Below are 17,933 nucleotides of genomic sequence, written 5' to 3'. Positions count from 1 at the left end.
AGCAATAATCGGCTCAATATCGCATTTTTTTGCATAAGCGCAGCGAAGGTAAGTGGTCACTCGCCCCCTGTGGCCGACCCCGTGCCGCCCCCCTCTTTACGGGGGCATAGAGGGGGGCTACGCACTATTTTCCTGCTGTGCGAAATTTGTCCTGATTGTCCCTGCAGGGCGCATTGCGCCTCAAGATTGATCCTGATCATATTTGCCGCCATCCCCCGGGCTGTTGCTCAACCTCCCGGAGGCGTTGCTGGCGGGAATCAGGGGGTTGGCGGGGGAAAATAGCGATTGCATGTTTAGTCACAAAAATGACTAAGTTAAATGGTTTTCCTGGTCAGTGCCACGTCACGGAGGGCGATAGTGGCGGGTGCCGATTTGAAATCAGTCACATTTTCAGCAAAAAGCGCAATGGCAAAACATGCGGGGTGGCCAATAAGGTGGCGGCCATAACCGCATCACATACAGCAGATCAGGGGATCGCCAGCGCGGTGAAGGAGAGTAAGCGCAAAGCGTTAAAACGGAGAGCAACGCGCTAAACAATCAGCATGACAGAGTAAAAACAAAGGAGCCCGCAGGCTCCTTTATCGTTTTATCCGCGCGGCTGGCTTATTGCGCCAGCTCCTCGCTGGTGCGCAGCGGAATGCGGAACACCGTCAGGCGCAGGAAGAGGTAGATGGCACCGAGCGCAGCCCAGATCAGCCCCAGCTCGAAGGAGGAGGGCTCAAGGTTGAGCCACAGCACCCCGATGCAGGCGGCGCCACAGAGCGGCAGCAGCAGATAGATCAGATGATCCTTGAGACTCTTGTTGCGACCGAGCTTCACATAGAAGTGGGCAATCACCGCCAGATTGACGAAGGTGAAGGCCACCAGTGCGCCGAAGTTGATCAGGGCCAGCGCCATCTCCAGATCGAACGAAACGGCGGAGAGGGCGAGCAGGCCGACCAGCAGCACATTGCAGGCCGGGGTCTGCCACTTCGGATGCACGTAGGAGAAGAAGCGGCTCGGCAGGGCGCGATCCCGTCCCATCACGTAGAGCAGGCGCGATACGCCGGCGTGGGAGGCGAGCCCTGAGGCGAGTACCGCCACTGTGGTGCAGACCAGCACTACCGCCTGGAACAGCTTGCCGCCCACATAGAGGGCGATCTCCGGCAACACCGCATCCGGATGCTGGAAGCGTGAGATGTCCGGGAAGAAGAGCTGCAGGAAGTAGGAGGTGGTGACAAACAGCACACCGCCGATCAGCGCCGTCAGCACGATGGCGCGGGGGATAACCCGATCCGCATCCGGCGTCTCTTCCGACAGGGTGCTGATGGCATCAAAGCCGAGGAACGACAGACAGAGGATCGAGGCCCCCATCAGCAGCGGCGAGATGTTGATCTGCTCGGAGAAGAAGGGCCGGCTGCTGGCCACGGTGCCCAGCCCCTCGCCATTGTGCACGCCCCAGGCGATCAGGCCGATAAAGACGGCGATGATGCTGAACTGCATGATGACGATGACGCTGTTGAAGTTGGCCACCAGCTTGATGCCGCGCAGGTTGAGGGCGGTCATCACCGCCGCCAGACCGAAGATATAGGTCCAGGGCTCCACCTCGGGGAAGAGCGCCTGCAGATAGATCTTGGCCAGCAGCATGTTGATCATCGGCATGAACATATAGTCGAGCAGGGAGGTCCAACCCACCATAAAGCCGACATAGGGGTGGAACACCTTCTGGGCATAGGTATAGGCGGAGCCTGCCGACGGGAACTTGCGCACCAGATGGCCGTAGCTCAGGGCGGTGAACAGCATGCCGATCAGGGCAAAGAGGTAGGCGGTAGGGACATGGCCTTCGGTGATCTCGGTAACGATGCCGAAGGTGTCGAACACAGCCATGGGGGTGAGGTAGGCAAGACCCATGACCACGACCTGCCACAGTTTCAGGGTCTTTTTCAGACCAACCGGTTGGGCGTTCATCATGCCTGTTCCTCACGCGGTGCCGGGGCGGCACACTCCATCAACGAAACCGGGAAAGAGGCCCGGGAATCAAGGGCGCCGGGGTGGCGCGCACCGGGCAGAGCCGGTCGGAAAGCATTGAGATGCCCCATGTTGTTCCTCACTGATTGTGGTGTCGGGAGATTGCTGCCAATCTCGCTATCTTTTCCGGGGGTGATCCGGCCTCGTTTATGGGTTTGTTCACTGTACAAAAAAGGACCGGCTAGATGTGGTAATACCGGTCCTTGCAGTGGCGGCGCATTGTGCATTTGCAGGGCCCCCTTGACAAGAAAAAAAGGGGGCAAAACTGCATTTTTTTGCACAGGTTAGCGGTTACTTTCCTGCTGGTCAGGCCAGCGCGGCCTCCAGTGATTTTTCAAGGATTTGCATCCCTTCGTCAATCACTGCCGCCGGGGCGGTCAGCGGGGCGAGAAAACGGATGACATTTGCGCGCACCCCGCATGAGAGCAGGACCAGACCGCGTTTGCCCGCCTCGGCTACCAGACGTTTGGTGAGGTCGGGATCGGGCTGGTCGGCATTGCGCTGTTTCACCAGCTCCATGGCCACCATGGCACCGGGTCCGCGAATTTGACCTATGCAGTCAAAACGCTCGGCTATGCGTTGCAGCCCCGCCTTGATCTGCTCACCCTGATCCAGCGCTTTCTGGTTGAGTTTTTCCTCTTCGATCACCTGCAATACCGCCAGCGCGGCGGCACAGGCGATGGGGGAACCGGCATAGGTGCCGCCAAGGCCACCCGGCTTGGCCGCGTTCATGATCTCTGCCTTGCCCACCACGGCGGAGAGGGGGAAGCCGCCAGCCAGACTCTTGGCCAACGTCATGATGTCCGGCTCGATGCCGGCATATTCGGTGGCGAAGGTCTTGCCGGTGCGACAGAAGCCGCTCTGGATCTCGTCGCAGATGAGCAGAATGCCGTGCTGATCGCAGATGCTGCGCAGCTTCTGCATAAAGCTCGGGGAGGCGGGATAGAAGCCACCTTCGCCCTGTACCGGCTCGATAATGATGGCGGCCACCCGGCTCGGCTCGATGTCGGCGCTGAAGCAGAGGTCGAGGGCGTGCAGGGCATCCTCTTCACTCACCCCCAGATAGTCGGCGGGGAAGGGGATGTGGTAGACCTCGCCCGGGAAGGGGCCAAAGCCGGTCTTGTAGGGAACCACCTTGCCGGTGAGCGCCATCCCCATCATGGTGCGGCCGTGAAAGCCCCCCTTGAAGGCGATGGTGCCGCTGCGACCGGTGTGGGCGCGGGCAATCTTGATGGCGTTCTCGACCGCCTCGGCGCCGGTGGAGAGAAACAGGGTGCGTTTCGGGGTCGGGCCGGGCACCAGGGCGTTGAGCTTTTCGGCAAGCTCGATATAGCCCGGGTAGGGGGTGACCTGAAAACAGGTGTGGCTGAACTTTTCCAGCTGCTCGCGCACCGCCGCCACCACTTTCGGATGGTTGTGGCCGGTGTTGAGCACGGCGATGCCGGAGGCAAAGTCGATGTAGCGGTTGCCCTCCACATCCCACAGCTCGGCGTTTTGCGCCCGGTCGATAAAGACCGGCAGCAGGGTGCCAACGCCGTTGACCACGGCCGCTTCGCGGCGCGCTTGCCACGCCTTGTTTGATTCTGACTGACTCATCTTTCCTCCCTGAGGGGCCGCAGCCCCGGATATTCCCTGAAAATGTGGCGGGCGTTTTGGCGCCCATCACAGCCAATTAGCCCATCGGGTCAGATCGGCGGCGTGTGGTGTGTGTTGCAGAAGCCCTCTTGCGAGGCAGCGCAGGCCAAATTATGCCCCTTGCCGCCTCGGGTAAACGTCTGCATCTATCTGTAAAAGCGATGAATCTTGCGGCTAAAGCATCGATGAATGCGATGCTTTAGCCCTCTGCTGCCCTAGCGAATGGCGCCAAAGCAGAGGTATTTGGTCTCCAGATACTCCTCCAGCCCCTCGGCTGCCCCCTCCCGACCCAGACCCGACTCCTTGATGCCGCCAAAGGGGGCCAATTCGGTCGAGATGATCCCCTCGTTGATGCCGACCATCCCGTATTCGAGCTGCTCGGCGACGCGCCATACCCGGGCGATGTCGCGGCCATAGAAGTAGGCGGCCAGACCATAGGGGGTATCGTTGGCCAGCGCGATGGCCTCGGCTTCGCTCTCGAAACGCACCAGCGGCGCGACCGGGCCGAAGATCTCCTCCTGCAGGATGGGGTTGTCCCTGGCGACCTTGCCGAGAATGGTGGGGCGGTAGAAGAGGGGGCCGGCGGGGTGGGGCTCGCCACCCAGCAGCACTTCGGCACCGGCGGCAACAGATTGTTGCACCAGTTCGGCAACCTTGCTGGCGGCGGCCGGATTGATGAGCGGGCCGATCTGGGTGCCTTCACTCATGCCATCCCCCACCTTGAAGGCGGCAACGGCGGCAGTCAGCTTCTCGGCGAAGGCGTCATAGATGCTGGCCTGCACCAGAATGCGGTTGGCGCAGACGCAGGTCTGCCCGGCGTTGCGGTATTTGGAGGCGAGCGCCCCGACCACGGCGGCGTCGAGATCGGCATCGTCAAAGACGATAAAGGGGGCGTTGCCGCCCAGCTCCAGCGAGAGGCGCTTCATGGTGTCGGCGCACTGGCGCATCAGCAGCTTGCCGATGCGGGTCGAGCCGGTGAAGGAGAGCTTGCGCACAGTCGGGTTGTTGCACAGCTCGTTGCCCACCGCGCTCGGCTGGTGGCTGGTGACGATATTGATGACCCCGGCGGGGATCCCCGCCTGCTCGGCCAGTACCACCAGCGCCAGTGCGCAGAGCGGTGTTTCGGCGGCCGGTTTGATGACGATGGTGCAACCGGCGGCCAGCGCCGGGCCGGCCTTGCGGGTGATCATGGCAATCGGGAAGTTCCACGGGGTGATGGCGGCGACGACCCCGACCGGCTGCTTGATGGTGGCCAGCCGGCGATCGCCGCTAAAGCCCGGGATGGTGCGGCCATAGGCGCGCTTGCCCTCTTCGGCGAACCACTGGATAAAACTGGCGCCGTAGGTCACTTCCCCCTTGGCTTCCGCCAGCGGCTTGCCCTGCTCGCAGGTCATGATGCGGGCCAGCTCGTCGCTGTGGGCGGTGATGGCGGCAAACCAGGCGTAGAGCTTGTTGCTGCGCTCCTTGGCGGTGAGGGCTGCCCAGGCGGGTTGCGCCGCGTGGGCGGCCGCGATGGCGCGGCGGGTATCCTCTTCATTCATGTCGGGCACCTGAGTGATCACGGCACCGGTAGCCGGATTGGTGACCTCGAAGGTGCGGCCGCTGGCGGCCTCGCACCACTGACCATCTATATAGGCGCGGGATTTGATCAAGTTTTGATTGGAGCTGGTAGCGGACATGGCAAGCCTCAATGGTGAAACCTGGCAGCAAGGTGGCGATGATGCGGCTCATCCTGTGGTGCTGCCGTATAAAATAATAAGCACATGGAGACCATAAATTGAGCTGAAATGTTTTTCAAGTGTTAAATATATTTGAATTGTTGGTGTGCTGCGTGCTAGAAAATGGGCTGTGTAGCGCAGTTTACCCCGATCCGGTGGCTTGGTGTGATGGTTGGGGTGTGCAAAATAATTAACGATGTGTGTGTAGCATTGCAAACAGCCAGGGATGGTGCTGGTCCGCTATTTTAACCAGAGGGAAGAGGGAGATGACCCATGTTGCGGGAGTGCAGGCAGAAGATGAGAGGGGGCCTGCCATGAGTGGGCCACAGAGCAGTGAGAGCGAGGCTCGTCTGCAGCTGGTGCCGCAGAGTGGTGCCCGTACCATGGGCGAGCGGTTGGCGGCAGTGCGCCACCAGCTGGGGCTCTCCCAGCGGCGGGCTGCGGAGCTGAGCGGCCTGACCCACGGCGCCATCTGCATGATAGAGCAGGACAAGGTGAGCCCCTCGGTGGCGTCGTTGCAAAAGCTGCTCACCGTCTATGGCCTGCCGCTGTCGCGCTTTTTCGCCGAGGAGGAGAGCCGCCCCTGCAGCGTGGTGATCAAGGCTGAACAGCTTATCGAGCTGGGCAGTCAGGGGGTCTCGATGAAGTTGGTGCACAACGGCAACAACCGCCGCCAGCTCGGCTTTATGCTGGAGACCTATCCCCCCGGCACCGACACCGGCGGGCAGGTCAAGCATCAGGGGGAGGAGGTCGGCACTGTGCTGGAGGGGTCGGTGACCCTGACGGTGGCAGGCCAGAGCTATCAACTCGAAGCGGGCGACAGCTATGTGATCGACACCGGCGAGCCCCACAGTTTCAGCAATCCGTCGGGGCAGACCTGCCGCATCGTCAGTGCCCACACCCCGGCGAGCTTTTAATCCTGACAGTAGTTTGGCAACAGAACCGGTAAGGAAACAGGGATCATGACCGAACATGTAAACAGTTACTACGCAGCCAGCGCCAATAAACACGCGCCCTACCCGACATTGACCGAACAGCTGGAGTGTGATGTCTGCGTCATCGGGGCGGGTTATACCGGCCTCTCCAGCGCCCTGCATCTGGTAGAGAAGGGCTATAAGGTGGTGGTGCTGGAGGCCGCGCGAGTCGGCTTTGGCGCCAGCGGCCGTAACGGTGGCCAGATCGTCAACTCCTACAGCCGCGACATTGACACCATAGAAGCGAACTGCCCGCCGGATCAGGCCAGGCTGCTCGGTTCCATGCTGTTTGAGGGGGGCCAGATCATCCGCGAGCGGATCAAGCGCTACAACATCCAGTGCGATCTGCAGGAGGGGGGCGTCTTTGCCGCCGAGACCGAGAAGCAGTTCCACGAGCTCAAGGCGCAGAAGGCGCGCTGGGAGAAGTGGGGCAATGAGCAGCTGGAGCTGCTCGATGCCAAGGGGGTGCGCGAGGTGGTGGCGAGCGATCGCTACGTCGGCGCCCTGCTCGACAAGAGCGGTGGCCATATTCACCCTCTCAATCTGGCGCTGGGGGAGGCGGAAGCGATCCGCATCCAGGGGGGGCAGATTTTCGAGCAGTCCGCCGTCACCAGTATTACTCCGGGTCAGCCGGCGCTGGTCAAGACTGCCAAAGGAGCGGTAAAGGCGCGCTTTATCGTGGTGGCTGGCAACGCTTACCTCGGCAATCTGGTGCCGGAACTGGCCAGCAAGAGCATGCCTTGCGGCACCCAGGTGATCGCCACCGAAGTGCTGGGAGAGGAGCGGGCCCGTTCACTCTTGCCGCAGAACTACTGTCTGGAGGATTGCAACTACCTGCTCGACTACTACCGCACCTCCGGCGATCACCGGTTGATCTATGGCGGCGGCGTGGTCTATGGCGCGCGGGATCCGGCGGATATCGAGAGGCTGATCATCCCCAAGATGCTCAAGACCTTCCCGCAGTTGGCTGACGTCAAGGTGGAGTACACCTGGACCGGCAACTTCCTGCTCACCCTGTCGCGCTTGCCGCAGTTTGGCCGCATCGGCCCCAACATCTACTACATGCAGGGTTACAGCGGCCATGGTGTCACCTGCACCCATCTGGCGGGCAAGCTGCTCTCCGAGGTGCTGAGCGGTCAGGCGGAGCGCTTCGATGCCTTTGCCAAACTGCCCCACTACCCCTTCCCTGGTGGCCGGTTGTTCCGCATCCCCTTCACCGCCGCCGGCGCCGCCTGGTACACCCTGCGCGATCGGCTGGGGGTATAAAAAACCGGTTCAGCCCGTTGTCAGGGCTGAACGACGCAAACCACAAGGCCACCGCGAGGGTGGCCTTGTTTTTAACCGAAGCGGGTAGCTGCAATTAGCTGTAATAGGCTTCGACGGTGCCCTTGAGCTTGATCAGGATGGGCTGGCCGCGGCGATCCAGCGCCTTGGGGGAGGGGATCTTCACCCAGCCTTCGCTGATGCAGTACTCTTCGACGTCGGTGCGCTCTTTGCCGTTCAGGCGAATACCGATCGGATGCTCGAAGCAGGCCGCCACATAGTGGGGGCTGCGGGGATTGCAGGAGAGGTGATCCGGCAGTGCCGGCTTGGTGCTGGTATCGCTCATGGCTATGACCCGAAATGGATATAAAGTGGGGCATTGTAGAGAATGGCGTCATGGCATTCAAGGCAACGCCTGCCCGCCCTGCCGCAGCATGTCAGCAATCTGCGAGTGTTCTTGACTTCAGATGCCCCGCTGCCACTGCATGATGATCTCGGCGTGGCCGCTATGCTCGCATATTCTCTGCTCCCCCTCGTGAAAGCCGTTGCGGGTGTAAAAGCGCCGCGCCGGCTCATTCTCGGCGTAGACGGTGAGCTCAAGTTGCTCATGCCGTGACTTGAGGTGGTCTAGCAGCTGTCGACCCAGCCCCTGTGATTGCAAGCGCGGGGCGATAAAGAGGGCGGCAACAGAGCCCTGATGCCAGGAGATAAATCCTGCCAGCTGCCCCTGCTCCTCATAAACCCAGCTCTCGCTGGCGGGCAGATAGATATCCCGCATCGCTGCACGCTGCGCATGCCAGAAGTCGGCGGGAATAAAGCCGTGTGCCTTGACCGAGGCCTGATACCAGAGCTCGACTGCGGCATCGAGATCGGATTTGGATAATGGGCGGATCATAAGTCTCTCAATCGTTGAAGGTGGAAAATAGGCGAGGTGCCACGGCTATTCGCCAAGTCCCGTCACGGTATAGTGTCTCTCGACATTGACCGTGATCTCCCCCCAGCGGGAGGCTTTGACCCGGGCCTGATGGGCGGCAAAGGCGGCGGGATCGCGAAAGGTCTCGCAGACCTCGAAGCGGCAGGGGTTGAGTCTGCTTTGCGTCACCTCGAACTGCAGGCAGCCATGTTCCTGTCGGGTCAGCTGGATATGGTTATCAAGCTCCCCCATGACGGCTGGTAAATCGGAGGCAGGCACAATGATATAACCGGTTAGCATAACCATATTTATCTCTTTGGTGGGCAACATTGTTAGATTTATTATCGAATCAAGGTCGGATTTTTTATTTATTATGAAATCATCCAGGCTCTCTTTATATTGTAAATATCTGGCCAGCAAAAAAATAAAATGGAATCCATAAAGAAAGGGCTACATGGTGGTTGCCGATATCTGCTGGAGTTTTTGTTGGCGCGGACTGGACTGGCGAATAAAATAACCAATGCACTCTTCATCGCTCTCATCAAGACAGATTAAAAACTGATCTTCCGACGGTGAAAATTTCAGATAGTAGACGTAGTCAGTATCCTCATTCTGGGACATATCCAGGCAGTCTTTGCCACCATTTTCTTTGAGAATATGTTCTTCCAGCTTGTAAAATCCGGAAGCGGACGGCTCGCGCTCAATAATATAGGATGATTCGATCTGTTGTTGATTTGACGAGGTATAGAGACGACCATCCGCCCTGAAGTCGTACTCTTCATAACAGCTGGTATCGGCAAAATTGAGGCGCCATACCCCGATAACCGGATGGGCATCGCTGTTAATGGTCTGGCCTGCATGGAGGTTCATGCTGAAGAGAATGGAGAATATAGCCGCTGTCTTGTTCATCTGGTCATCCCTGATATCCATGCGCTGTTATTGAGCCTGGCTTGCCAACGTAGCGTTTATCCAGTTACCGCACTGTTGGCTACCGTTATCCAGCTTCCATTCTTCCGCTGCCACTCGTTACCCGTAACTCCCTTTGCGGCTTTAGGGGTCAGCATTGGCCGGAAACACCGGCTATGGTTCTGCTGCAAAGCCCTTATTGTGCGCGTTTGCACGATGAAAAGTTATCAAAAAATATCAAAAATCTTTAAAATCCGCGGCCTGTCACACTGCGCAAAGCCAGAGCTGGCACCGCTGGCGGCACTCATTGGCCATATTGGCGATTAACGGGGCATTCTCTTTTATATTTTATAATTCAAATTGCCTTGCTGAATATCACAGTGTCCAATTATCTTTGTCTGGCTGCAGCAGGTTATGACAAGCGACCAACACCAATACCGATGGTTTTGCTATCGCTTATTTCTGTCTCATTCGTGCAAAAACAACATAGACGCAGAAGCTGGAGTTTTTATGAACTGGTATTTTCGTGCATTTCAGAAATTTGCTGATTTCAAAGGACGGGCCTCGCGCAAAGAATATTGGATGTTCGTTCTTATCAATACCGTTATTTGTGTCATCCTATCGCTGCTGACCAAACAGCTGGATTATGGCTACAAACTGATGGGCGTATATGGTCTCTTTATTATTGTGCCCTGCTGGGCATTGAGCGTGCGCCGTCTGCACGACATTGGTCGCAATGGCTGGTTTTTGCTGCTGGGATTAATCCCGATTATCGGCCCGCTGCTGGTGCTTTTTTTCAAGGCAAAGCGCGGCAATCCCTATTCAAATCGCTATGGTGCCGTCCCCTTTATCTGAATAAACACCGACAGAAAGCTCTCCCGTGTAGCAAGCAGGCCGGACGAAATGAGATAGTCCGGCCTCTTTTATTGGCCCCTTAACAGCGCTGGATCATTGACCGTTGCCCGCATCCAGCGGGAAGGCGAACAGATCCCGGCGGTAGGTCTCGACCACCAGACTGAACGGCGTGCCATCCTCCCGTGAAAGCAGGGCGCGGTGCTGCAATACCTGCTCGGGGATGGTCAGCGGCGCCGTGCTGGTGGCAATGACGGGCATCTTCATCTCCCAGCCAGCCGGCAGGGGCGACCAGAGCAAGGTGGAGGAGAGGGTCTTGCGGCTGAAGTTGAGCGCCTTGACCGCGAGCCCGAACGGGGTGTCGCTGCTGTCGAGCAGCTGGTTCATCTCCGGAGTGAGGCGGCTTTTGACATACCAGTTGTCCGCTTCCGAGAAGATATGATCGCCGCAAGTTAGCTGCACCCGGCGATAGCCCACCGGCTCATCGGCGCCGATCTTGAACAGCTCACGGGTGGCGGCATCGCCTGGTTTGCGTGTTGTCTGGTCACGCAGGGCGCGAATGCGCGGTTCGCCCGCCATCTTGTGGTCGGCGCACCAGTTTTGCAGGGTGACGGTAGCACTCGGGTTGCTCAGCAAGGTGGCGTTGAGGGTTTGCAGCAGGGCCTGTGCCTTGAGGCGGGTTATGGGGCCATCTTGCCAGCCATCGGGGGCCTTCTCTTGCGCCTGTACGGCGCCGTGGCAGAGCAGGGCGGCCAGCAATAGCATTCGGATCTTCATGTTTTCATTACCTTTCCCGATTTTTGTGACGGGATTGTAACATCGAGGGACATGAATGCGACCAATATGTGGTCTGATGAGCAAAGGGCTGCGGGCCGCTAAAGGGCCCGCAACGGAGAAATTTCAAGGGGGGAGACAGGCGTGCTGTCAGGGGAGATCCAGGGTAAAACGGGCACCGCCAAGAGGAGATTCATCCACCCGGATCTGGCCGCCGTAGCTGTGGACGATTTCGGTCACTACCGCCAGACCGATGCCTTGGCCAGGGGAGCTGTCGGCGCGCACACCGCGCTGGAAGATCTGTTCGGATTTGGCCTCGTCGATGCCGGGGCCATCATCTTCCACCTCGATGCGCAGGCGCTCGAGATGGCGACGCAGGGTCACCCGCACCTCGCTGATGGCAAACTTGCAGGCGTTGTCGAGCAGGTTGCCCATCAATTCCATCAAGTCCCCCTGCTCGCCGTGGAACAGGGCGTCGTCGTCAAAGTGAAACTGGGTTTGCAGCTTCTTGTGACGGTAGACCTTGGTCAGGCTGGCGAGCAGCTTCTCGATAAGCGGTACCGGCTCGGTGCCCTTGCTGGCAAGGCGCTGGCGGCCGGTGACGGCGCGTCTGAGCTGGTACTGGATCATCTGATCCATGGTGAGGATCTGCTCGTTGATGTTGTCGTGGATCTCCCGGCCCAGCTCCAGCTCGCGGGTGGTCATCTGGATCAGCGCCAGCCGGGTTTTCAGGCTGTGGGCGAGATCGTTCAATGCGTGCTGGTAGCGCTGGGTTTGCTGCCGTTCGTTCTCCAGCAGCTGGTTGACCGACTCGGTGAGCGGGGTGAGCTCCTGTTCAAAATCGCTGGAGAGAGAGTCGAGCTTGCCGGAGCGAATGTCATCGATCTGGCGGGCTATGGTGCGCAGGGAGCCGAGGCTCCAGTAGGTGGTGAGCAGCAGCAGGCTGGCCAGCAGCATGTAGGCGAGCACCGCCTGCCGGGCGATATGGCCGAGATAGGCGAGGGATTCGGCGTGATAGCGCTTGGCCGAATCGATCATCACCACGTAGTAGGCGGTGGTGCCAGTGCCGGGGTTGCGGATAAAACGCAGGCTGTAGACGAAGTAGCTTTCGCCGTTCTTGATGGTGTGCTTCTTGAAGAAGTAGTCGAGATCCATCCCCCCCAGATACTGCATCAGGTCGCCACAGATACTCTCTTTGGCCTTGATCACCTCCGGCATGTGCAGGCTCGACCAGATCCGTTCACCATCGGCGCGGCAAATCAGGGTATCGAGGTCGGCATCCCCGGCATTGCGGGAGATGTGGCTGAGATCGGTCGGGCCGCCATTGCTCGGCTCGGTCGATGAGAAGAGCTTGGCCAGGTTCTCCTGCATCCGGGCGCTCGCCTTCTGGGTCTGCTCCTCGACATGGCCGAGGTAGAGGGCATAAACGGCAAAGCCCATGCTGAGGGCGATCACCAGCAGAGAGCTGAGCAGCAGCTTGATGTGCAGCGAGCGGCGCAGCACCCGCACCATCCGCAGTAGCGGGCAGAATCGCATCAGTTGCACGACAGGTTGAAGATGTAACCCTGACGGCGGATGGTGGAGATGGGTTGAATTGTCCCCTCCGGATCCAGTTTCTTGCGCAGGCGGCTGACCATAACCTCGATGGTGTTAGGATCCCCTTCCCCATCGCCGTAGAGCTGGTCGAGCAGCTGCTGCTTGGAGACCACCTGACGGGCGTTGCGCATCAGGTACTCCAGAATGAGGTATTCGAAGCTGGTCAGCACGGCCACTTCACCGGCGATGGTCAGCTCCTTGCGGGAGAGATCGAGCTCATAGTCGCCCGCTTTTACTCGCGGCGAGATAAAGCCGGCACTGCGGCGCACCAGCGCGTTGAGGCGAGCCAGCAGCTCATCCTTCTGAAACGGTTTGACCAGATAGTCATCGGCACCCGCTTCCAGCCCTTCCACCTTGTCCTGCCAGTTGCCACGGGCGGTGAGGACGATGATGGGGAAGGGGATCTGCTTCTCGCGCAGTTCGCGGATCAGTTGCAGGCCATCCATATCGGGCAGACCGAGATCGATGATGGCCACGTCGATGGGGTAATCCGTTGCATAGTGCTGCGCAATCCCTGCCTGATCGGTGCTGTAGACCTGATTGTCTGCTTCGGTCAGCAGAGAGGAGAGGTGGTGATTGAGCAGCTTGTCGTCTTCGACCAGGAGAATTTTCATGGTGTGTGCGGCGGTCATAGGGATCCAAGCAGTCAATTAGAAGATGTTCGCTATGCGGAGTCAATCCGTATCCTAATGCCTCCCGCCTGTATCGGGACTGAATCACCCGGGCTTCAGAGTTTCCTCCAATTGGTCGTCTATCCCGAGCATGTTGTTATCGATGGCCATCGCATCGGCGTTTGCTGACTGGCCATGCTGCAAAGGGTGTGGTGATGAGAGAGATGGCCATCAGGTGGCGATGCCACCTGCAGGAGCGGGAGCGTAGCGACCTTCTCTATCTGGTCTGGCTCTGCTGGGGAGCGGCACTGCTGCTCTATGTTCTGGGGTCGGATGCCTATTTATGGCCAGTGGCGCCCATGCCGCTGGTTCTGCTTGTCTGGTTTGGGGAGAGATTCGGAATGTTTGGACGAAAAGCCAAGGGCGAGGGCTCTGTGCCGGGAAAGGCAACGGTTATCGCCGCAGGTGCCCGCTTCAAGGGGGAGTTGCAGCTTGAGGGGGATCTGGAGGTGCGTGGAGTGCTGGTCGGCACCATAGTGCTGAGTGACGGGATCCTGCGCATCATGGCGGGTGGCCGTGTCGAGGGAGAGGTGAAGGCTCCCCGCGTCATCATCAATGGCTTGCTGGATGGTACCTGCTCTGCCGCCGAAGTCGAAATACTCGAGAGTGGCCGCATGCAGGGGACGTTCAAGGGCGGCAGCCTCTCCATCAGCAAGGGAGGCAACTTTATCGGTCACTCTCGTCCGGATGAGAGTTCTGCCAGCTCTCCCGCACCGGTACCAGCCAATCAGGAGCTGGAGAGCGTGCCCGTCGAGGGGAAAGGAAATGTGAAGGCGCTGGCCAAAGAGGGTCGTGGCAAAGGCAGCGAGCCGTTGGCCAAGCAGGCGTGATGGATGCCGGATAGCAAGAGGGGGCCATGATGGCCCCCTCTTTTGTCTGTTTGCAACGTCTTAGCTGCGGCGCGGCGGCAGCATATTGGTCAGGGTGTTGTCCTTGAGCACATGGTGGTGGAAGAGGGCGGCCACAGTGTGCAGGGCGATCAGGGCGTAACCCAGGTTGCCCAGGGTTTCGTGCACCTCCTTGATAAACCCTTTGGCGTCAGGGCTCGGCGCTATCAGCGCAGGCAACTCAAACCCGAAGAAGGGGATGGGCTTGCCGGCGGCGCTCAGCAGCAGCCAGCCACACAGCGGGGTCAGAATGAGGAAGCCGTAGAGGGCGATATGGGCCAGCTTGGCCAGCTTGTGCATCAGGGGGGAGAGCTCGGGCACGATACGCGGCGTCGGGCTCATCCAGCGCAGGGCCAGTCTGACAAAGACCAGTGCAAAGATCAGCAGCCCCAGCATGAAGTGCCACTCCTTCATCAGATCCCGGCCCGGGTCTCCTTTGGGAAAAATGTCGCGAAATTCGATCAGGGCATAGACGGCGATCATGGCCCACAGGGTCAGCCAGTGCAGCCCGAGACTCAGGGGGCCGTAGCGTTGTTCACTGTTCATCAGCATGGTTGGTTTCCTTCAGTCAAAGAGTCACATCCGTGTGGCATCTCCCGATGAGCGAAACGATCGGAGGAGGCCAGTTCCATTGGCGACGCCTGCCGGATACACACTGGTGCAGGCCGGAGCGCCCGTTAGAGGAAAATCGTCTGTATTTTCCGCATGATACTGCCATGGAGATGGTATCACTGCCGGCTCGTTGAGGAGCTGATCAATACCACACAATTTACAGGTTAATTAAACCGTGAGCAGTGTGAAGCGCCCGTGAAAAGATTGGCCTGACCCTGATGGTCAGGCCGGTTCGATGGCAATGACCAGACAGGCGGGCTCGCTGATCCGGAAACGCACATTGCAGTTGAACAGCCGCACGCCGTACTCCTTCTCGTCCGGCTTGCCCTTCTTGTAGGCAGGGCGTGGATCCTGTGCCAGCACTTCGCTCACCAGCTGGCGCAGCTCGGGGTAGCGCTGGCTCCACGTTTGCAGCTGCAACTCGGCGTCCGGGCTGAAGCTCACCGCCAGCGGCGGGGTCGGGGCATCGGGGGCAAAGCCGCCACGGGCCTCCGGCAGGCTGTCGGCATAGGGAATATAGGGTTTGATATCGACGATGGGAGTGCCATCGAGCAGGTCGACGGCCCCCAGCTCCAGCCAGAGTTTGCCGCGCTCGCGACCCACCCCGTGCAACTCGACCACCGAGAGGCCGAGCGGATTGGGGCGAAAGGTGGAGCGGGTAGCAAAGACCCCGACCCGCTCGTTGCCGCCCAGGCGCGGCGGGCGCACCGTCGGATTCCACCCCTGCTCCATGGTCTGGTGAAAGACGAAGCTGAGCCACAGATGGGAGAACTGCTCGATGCCGCGCAGCACGTCCGGCTGATCGTAGGGAGGGCGCAGCTCGAGGCGGGCACGGGCCGATTTGACCAGGCCGGGCTGGCGCGGAATGGCGAACTTCTCCTTGTAGGGAGAGCGGATAATTCCGAGGGTGTCGATTTCGAACTTCATGGCGGATCCTGGCTGAAAACCCTGGCAATTTAGCACATGCGGCCCCAAAACGCAGGCTTCCCCGTGCGGCGCCCTCGCCGTCGGCTGCCGTGATCCCCGTCCCATCCCTGTATACCGAGGGCTGTGCCTTGGCGCCAAGTTGCGTAGGGTGGGACAAACAGGAGGAGCGGTGCTGGCTCGCCACGGTGCGAAGACCGCAACAGTAAGCCGGATGGGGAGGGAGAGGGATGAAACTGCTGATTATCGGTGGCACCGGATTTTTGGGGCGCCACCTGACTGCGCTGGCGCTTGACTGGGGCCATGAGGTGACCCTGTTCAATCGCGGCCATCACCAGCATCCCGACTGGCGGGAGCTGGTACTGCTCATCGGCGATCGCAATGGCGATCTGGGTGCGCTGCAGGGAGAGGGGCTGCAGTGGGATCTGGTCATCGATACCTGCTGCTATCGGCCAGAGCAGGCGGCGAGCCTGTCGGCGGCCCTGCTCGGGCGCTGCGAGCGGCTCATCTTTATCTCCACCATCAGCGTCTATCGCGACTTTGCCCAACCCGGAATGGATGAATCGGCGCCACTGCATGTCATCGGTGCGGGCGAGCAGCCCGAGGAGTATGGCCCGCTCAAGGTGTTGTGCGAAGAGGTGTATCGCGCCCGCTGGGGCGAGCGGCTCTGCATCCTGCGCCCGGGCGTATTGTGCGGCCCCCATGATCACACCGGCCGTATGACCTGGTGGGTGAAGCGGGTGCAGCAGGGCGGGCGCTGGCTGCTGCCGGGGGAGGGGCAGGATCGACTGCAGTATCTGGATGTGCGCGACTGCGCCGAGTTTGTGCTGCGGGCCGCCGAGCAGCAGTTGACGGGAGTTTTCAATCTGGTCAAGCCGGGCATTGCGCTGGCAGATTGGGTCGAACGGTTGGCGGCGAGAGTGGGAGTTGCCACCCCCATAGAGGCTGATTGGGCGCCTTGGCAGGCACTGCTTGCGGCCGGTGTCGAGCCTTGGCTGAGCTATCCGACCCTGCTGCCCAATATGTTGCCGGAGTATGCCGGTTATGGCCGGATCAGCGCCGAGGCGGCCATTGTGCATGGTCTCAACTTCCGGCCGCTAGAGGAGACGGCCGCCGATCTGGCCGAGTGGCTGGCACGGACGCCGGATGCGGCGGTGGCCGAAGGGATGACCGTTGAGCAAGAGATGCTGCTGCGCCAGCAGGTGCGATAGCGCATAACGAACTGGCGCGCCATGCAATACCTGAAAACAGGAGGGCATCGTAATGATGCCCTCCTGTTTTTACTGACATAGCACGTGAGTGTTAGCGGATGTCCGCACCTGCAGCCGCCAGCAACTCCCGCAAAATGGCACGGTGGCAGCGGGACTCCTGCTCGCAGTAGCAACCCACCGACAGGTTGGTGGTGTGGGAGAGGGCGGCCAGCAGTGCCAGATCGTGTTTGGCTGCCGGGGTCGCCAGCTCCGCCTTGTACGCCTTGCCAAAGGCAGCCCACTGGGCCGGGGTCTCCGCGGCCTGCCCCAGCTTCATGGTTTCGCTGCTGGGGGCCAGGTTGGGGAACCAGACGTCATACCAGTTCTGGCTGGCAAACTCGGTTTTTGGCACGCCGCGGGGCGGGCGACGTACCGTGCCGATCCGAAGTCCTTCGTCGGGGAGGCGGGGTGAGCCGAGACGGACGATGGCGAGCGCCATGGTTCGTTACTTCTCTTCAGCCACTTTCAGCGCCTGACCGTAGCAGATCACCTGCTTCAGGCAGCCGGGGGTATCGCTGAATTCGCTGCACTTGTCGAAGGTGACGCCGTTGCCGCCCATGTCGGCAGCGCGGCGGCGAGCCAGGGTGCGGGCCTCACCGGCGTTGGGCACCGGTTGCTTGGCATCGGCCTGGCACGATTCCCCCTCGACGGTGCCGAGGTAGAGGTAGTTGAGATCGGCCAGCTGAGCTTGCTCGTAAATCCGCACGCTACCCGGTTTGAAGTAGTCGTCGAAGTTCTCTTTATCCAGATTGCTGTTGAAGGCGTAGTTGGCACAGCCGGAGGCAATCAGGGGCATCATCAGGATCAGGCGTTTCATCATCTCGTATCTTGTGTCGGTGATGAGGACAGTAGAAAGGCGCAGGCGCTCCATGTCGGCATCTTGTTGAATAATGAGGGGCCATTATAGGGGCCAGTCGCCTGTGGCGGCCAGCCCCGTTTTGACCTCGAATG

19 protein-coding genes are annotated in these 17,933 nt (G+C 60.0%); 5 read left to right on the top strand and 14 right to left on the bottom strand.

Annotated features, from left to right (window positions below):
- Positions 1–603: 603 nt before the first annotated feature.
- The 3 genes from BS300_RS08000 to BS300_RS07990 form a co-directional block, all read right to left on the bottom strand.
- Positions 604–1,947 (bottom strand): APC family permease, encoded by a 1,344-nt coding sequence (locus BS300_RS08000; protein ID WP_071912436.1) that lies wholly within the window; start codon positions 1,945–1,947, stop codon positions 604–606.
- Between the two features lie 366 nt (positions 1,948–2,313).
- Positions 2,314–3,603, bottom strand: coding sequence for a 4-aminobutyrate--2-oxoglutarate transaminase (gabT, locus tag BS300_RS07995; RefSeq protein WP_042033089.1), 1,290 nt, complete (start codon positions 3,601–3,603; stop codon positions 2,314–2,316).
- 254 nt (positions 3,604–3,857) lie between these two features.
- A complete protein-coding gene (locus tag BS300_RS07990) occupies positions 3,858–5,321 on the bottom strand; it encodes an NAD-dependent succinate-semialdehyde dehydrogenase (protein WP_071912022.1) in 1,464 nt (487 codons plus the stop codon).
- Between the two features lie 353 nt (positions 5,322–5,674).
- On the opposite strand from BS300_RS07990, the gene puuR reads away from it, so the two are divergent.
- Together puuR and BS300_RS07980 are read left to right on the top strand one after the other, a co-directional pair.
- Entirely contained in the window at positions 5,675–6,277 is a 603-nt protein-coding gene (gene puuR, locus BS300_RS07985) for an HTH-type transcriptional regulator PuuR (protein WP_041208438.1), read from the top strand.
- 45 nt (positions 6,278–6,322) lie between these two features.
- Entirely contained in the window at positions 6,323–7,600 is a 1,278-nt protein-coding gene (locus BS300_RS07980; RefSeq protein WP_071912020.1) for an FAD-binding oxidoreductase, read from the top strand.
- 94 nt (positions 7,601–7,694) lie between these two features.
- Here the strand turns inward: BS300_RS07980 and BS300_RS07975 are convergent, their stop codons facing one another.
- From BS300_RS07975 to BS300_RS07960, 4 genes are all read right to left on the bottom strand, one after another.
- The gene (locus tag BS300_RS07975; protein ID WP_005347440.1) at positions 7,695–7,943 is read right to left on the bottom strand and encodes a DUF3297 family protein; all 249 of its coding nucleotides are present in this window, start codon (positions 7,941–7,943) and stop codon (positions 7,695–7,697) included.
- A 117-nt stretch (positions 7,944–8,060) separates the two neighbouring features.
- The gene (locus BS300_RS07970) at positions 8,061–8,492 is read right to left on the bottom strand and encodes an N-acetyltransferase (RefSeq protein ID WP_071912018.1); all 432 of its coding nucleotides are present in this window, start codon (positions 8,490–8,492) and stop codon (positions 8,061–8,063) included.
- Between the two features lie 45 nt (positions 8,493–8,537).
- Entirely contained in the window at positions 8,538–8,816 is a 279-nt protein-coding gene (locus BS300_RS07965; RefSeq protein WP_239693814.1) for an antibiotic biosynthesis monooxygenase, read from the bottom strand.
- Positions 8,817–8,960: 144 nt separating this feature from the next.
- Positions 8,961–9,419, bottom strand: a complete 459-nt coding sequence (locus tag BS300_RS07960) for a hypothetical protein (RefSeq protein ID WP_083593437.1) — start codon at positions 9,417–9,419, stop codon at positions 8,961–8,963.
- A 507-nt stretch (positions 9,420–9,926) separates the two neighbouring features.
- Here BS300_RS07960 and BS300_RS07955 point away from each other — a divergent pair.
- Positions 9,927–10,271 carry a DUF805 domain-containing protein gene (locus BS300_RS07955; RefSeq protein WP_071912016.1) on the top strand — a complete coding sequence of 115 codons (345 nt, stop codon included), beginning with the start codon at positions 9,927–9,929 and terminating at the stop codon, positions 10,269–10,271.
- Positions 10,272–10,364: 93 nt separating this feature from the next.
- Here the strand turns inward: BS300_RS07955 and BS300_RS07950 are convergent, their stop codons facing one another.
- From BS300_RS07950 to BS300_RS07940, 3 genes are all read right to left on the bottom strand, one after another.
- Entirely contained in the window at positions 10,365–11,045 is a 681-nt protein-coding gene (locus BS300_RS07950; RefSeq protein ID WP_071912014.1) for a hypothetical protein, read from the bottom strand.
- 147 nt (positions 11,046–11,192) lie between these two features.
- Positions 11,193–12,578 carry an ATP-binding protein gene (locus BS300_RS07945; protein WP_071912012.1) on the bottom strand — a complete coding sequence of 462 codons (1,386 nt, stop codon included), beginning with the start codon at positions 12,576–12,578 and terminating at the stop codon, positions 11,193–11,195.
- Positions 12,578–13,252: a response regulator gene (locus tag BS300_RS07940; protein WP_033113361.1), complete on the bottom strand. Its 675-nt coding sequence runs from the start codon at positions 13,250–13,252 to the stop codon at positions 12,578–12,580. Before BS300_RS07940 ends, BS300_RS07945 begins: the two co-directional genes overlap by 1 nt.
- Before the next feature lie 212 nt (positions 13,253–13,464).
- Here BS300_RS07940 and BS300_RS07935 point away from each other — a divergent pair, with 212 nt between their 5' ends.
- On the top strand, positions 13,465–14,139 hold the full coding sequence (locus tag BS300_RS07935) for a polymer-forming cytoskeletal protein (RefSeq protein WP_071912010.1): 675 nt from the start codon (positions 13,465–13,467) through the stop codon (positions 14,137–14,139).
- 60 nt (positions 14,140–14,199) lie between these two features.
- Here BS300_RS07935 and BS300_RS07930 read toward each other — a convergent pair whose 3' ends face one another.
- Both BS300_RS07930 and tsaA read right to left on the bottom strand, forming a co-directional pair.
- Entirely contained in the window at positions 14,200–14,748 is a 549-nt protein-coding gene (locus tag BS300_RS07930) for a cytochrome b (RefSeq protein WP_071912008.1), read from the bottom strand.
- Between the two features lie 282 nt (positions 14,749–15,030).
- The gene (gene tsaA / locus BS300_RS07925) at positions 15,031–15,735 is read right to left on the bottom strand and encodes a tRNA (N6-threonylcarbamoyladenosine(37)-N6)-methyltransferase TrmO (protein ID WP_043851404.1); all 705 of its coding nucleotides are present in this window, start codon (positions 15,733–15,735) and stop codon (positions 15,031–15,033) included.
- A 227-nt stretch (positions 15,736–15,962) separates the two neighbouring features.
- On the opposite strand from tsaA, the gene BS300_RS07920 reads away from it, so the two are divergent.
- Positions 15,963–16,943: an NAD-dependent epimerase/dehydratase family protein gene (locus BS300_RS07920; RefSeq protein ID WP_071912006.1), complete on the top strand. Its 981-nt coding sequence runs from the start codon at positions 15,963–15,965 to the stop codon at positions 16,941–16,943.
- 91 nt (positions 16,944–17,034) lie between these two features.
- Here the strand turns inward: BS300_RS07920 and BS300_RS07915 are convergent, their stop codons facing one another.
- Together BS300_RS07915 and rcsF are read right to left on the bottom strand one after the other, a co-directional pair.
- Complete coding sequence (locus BS300_RS07915) at positions 17,035–17,421, bottom strand: DUF488 family protein (RefSeq protein ID WP_043851406.1); 387 nt, start codon at positions 17,419–17,421, stop codon at positions 17,035–17,037.
- A 6-nt stretch (positions 17,422–17,427) separates the two neighbouring features.
- Positions 17,428–17,799 (bottom strand): Rcs stress response system protein RcsF, encoded by a 372-nt coding sequence (rcsF, locus tag BS300_RS07910; RefSeq protein ID WP_033113362.1) that lies wholly within the window; start codon positions 17,797–17,799, stop codon positions 17,428–17,430.
- Between the last annotated feature and the right edge of the window lie 134 nt (positions 17,800–17,933).

It is taken from the genome of Aeromonas sp. SCS5 (assembly GCF_001887375.1).
Classification (GTDB): domain Bacteria; phylum Pseudomonadota; class Gammaproteobacteria; order Enterobacterales; family Aeromonadaceae; genus Aeromonas; species Aeromonas jandaei.
The sequence above is the reverse complement of the archived record's forward strand: the minus strand, read 5'-3'. Positions and strand labels throughout refer to the sequence as shown.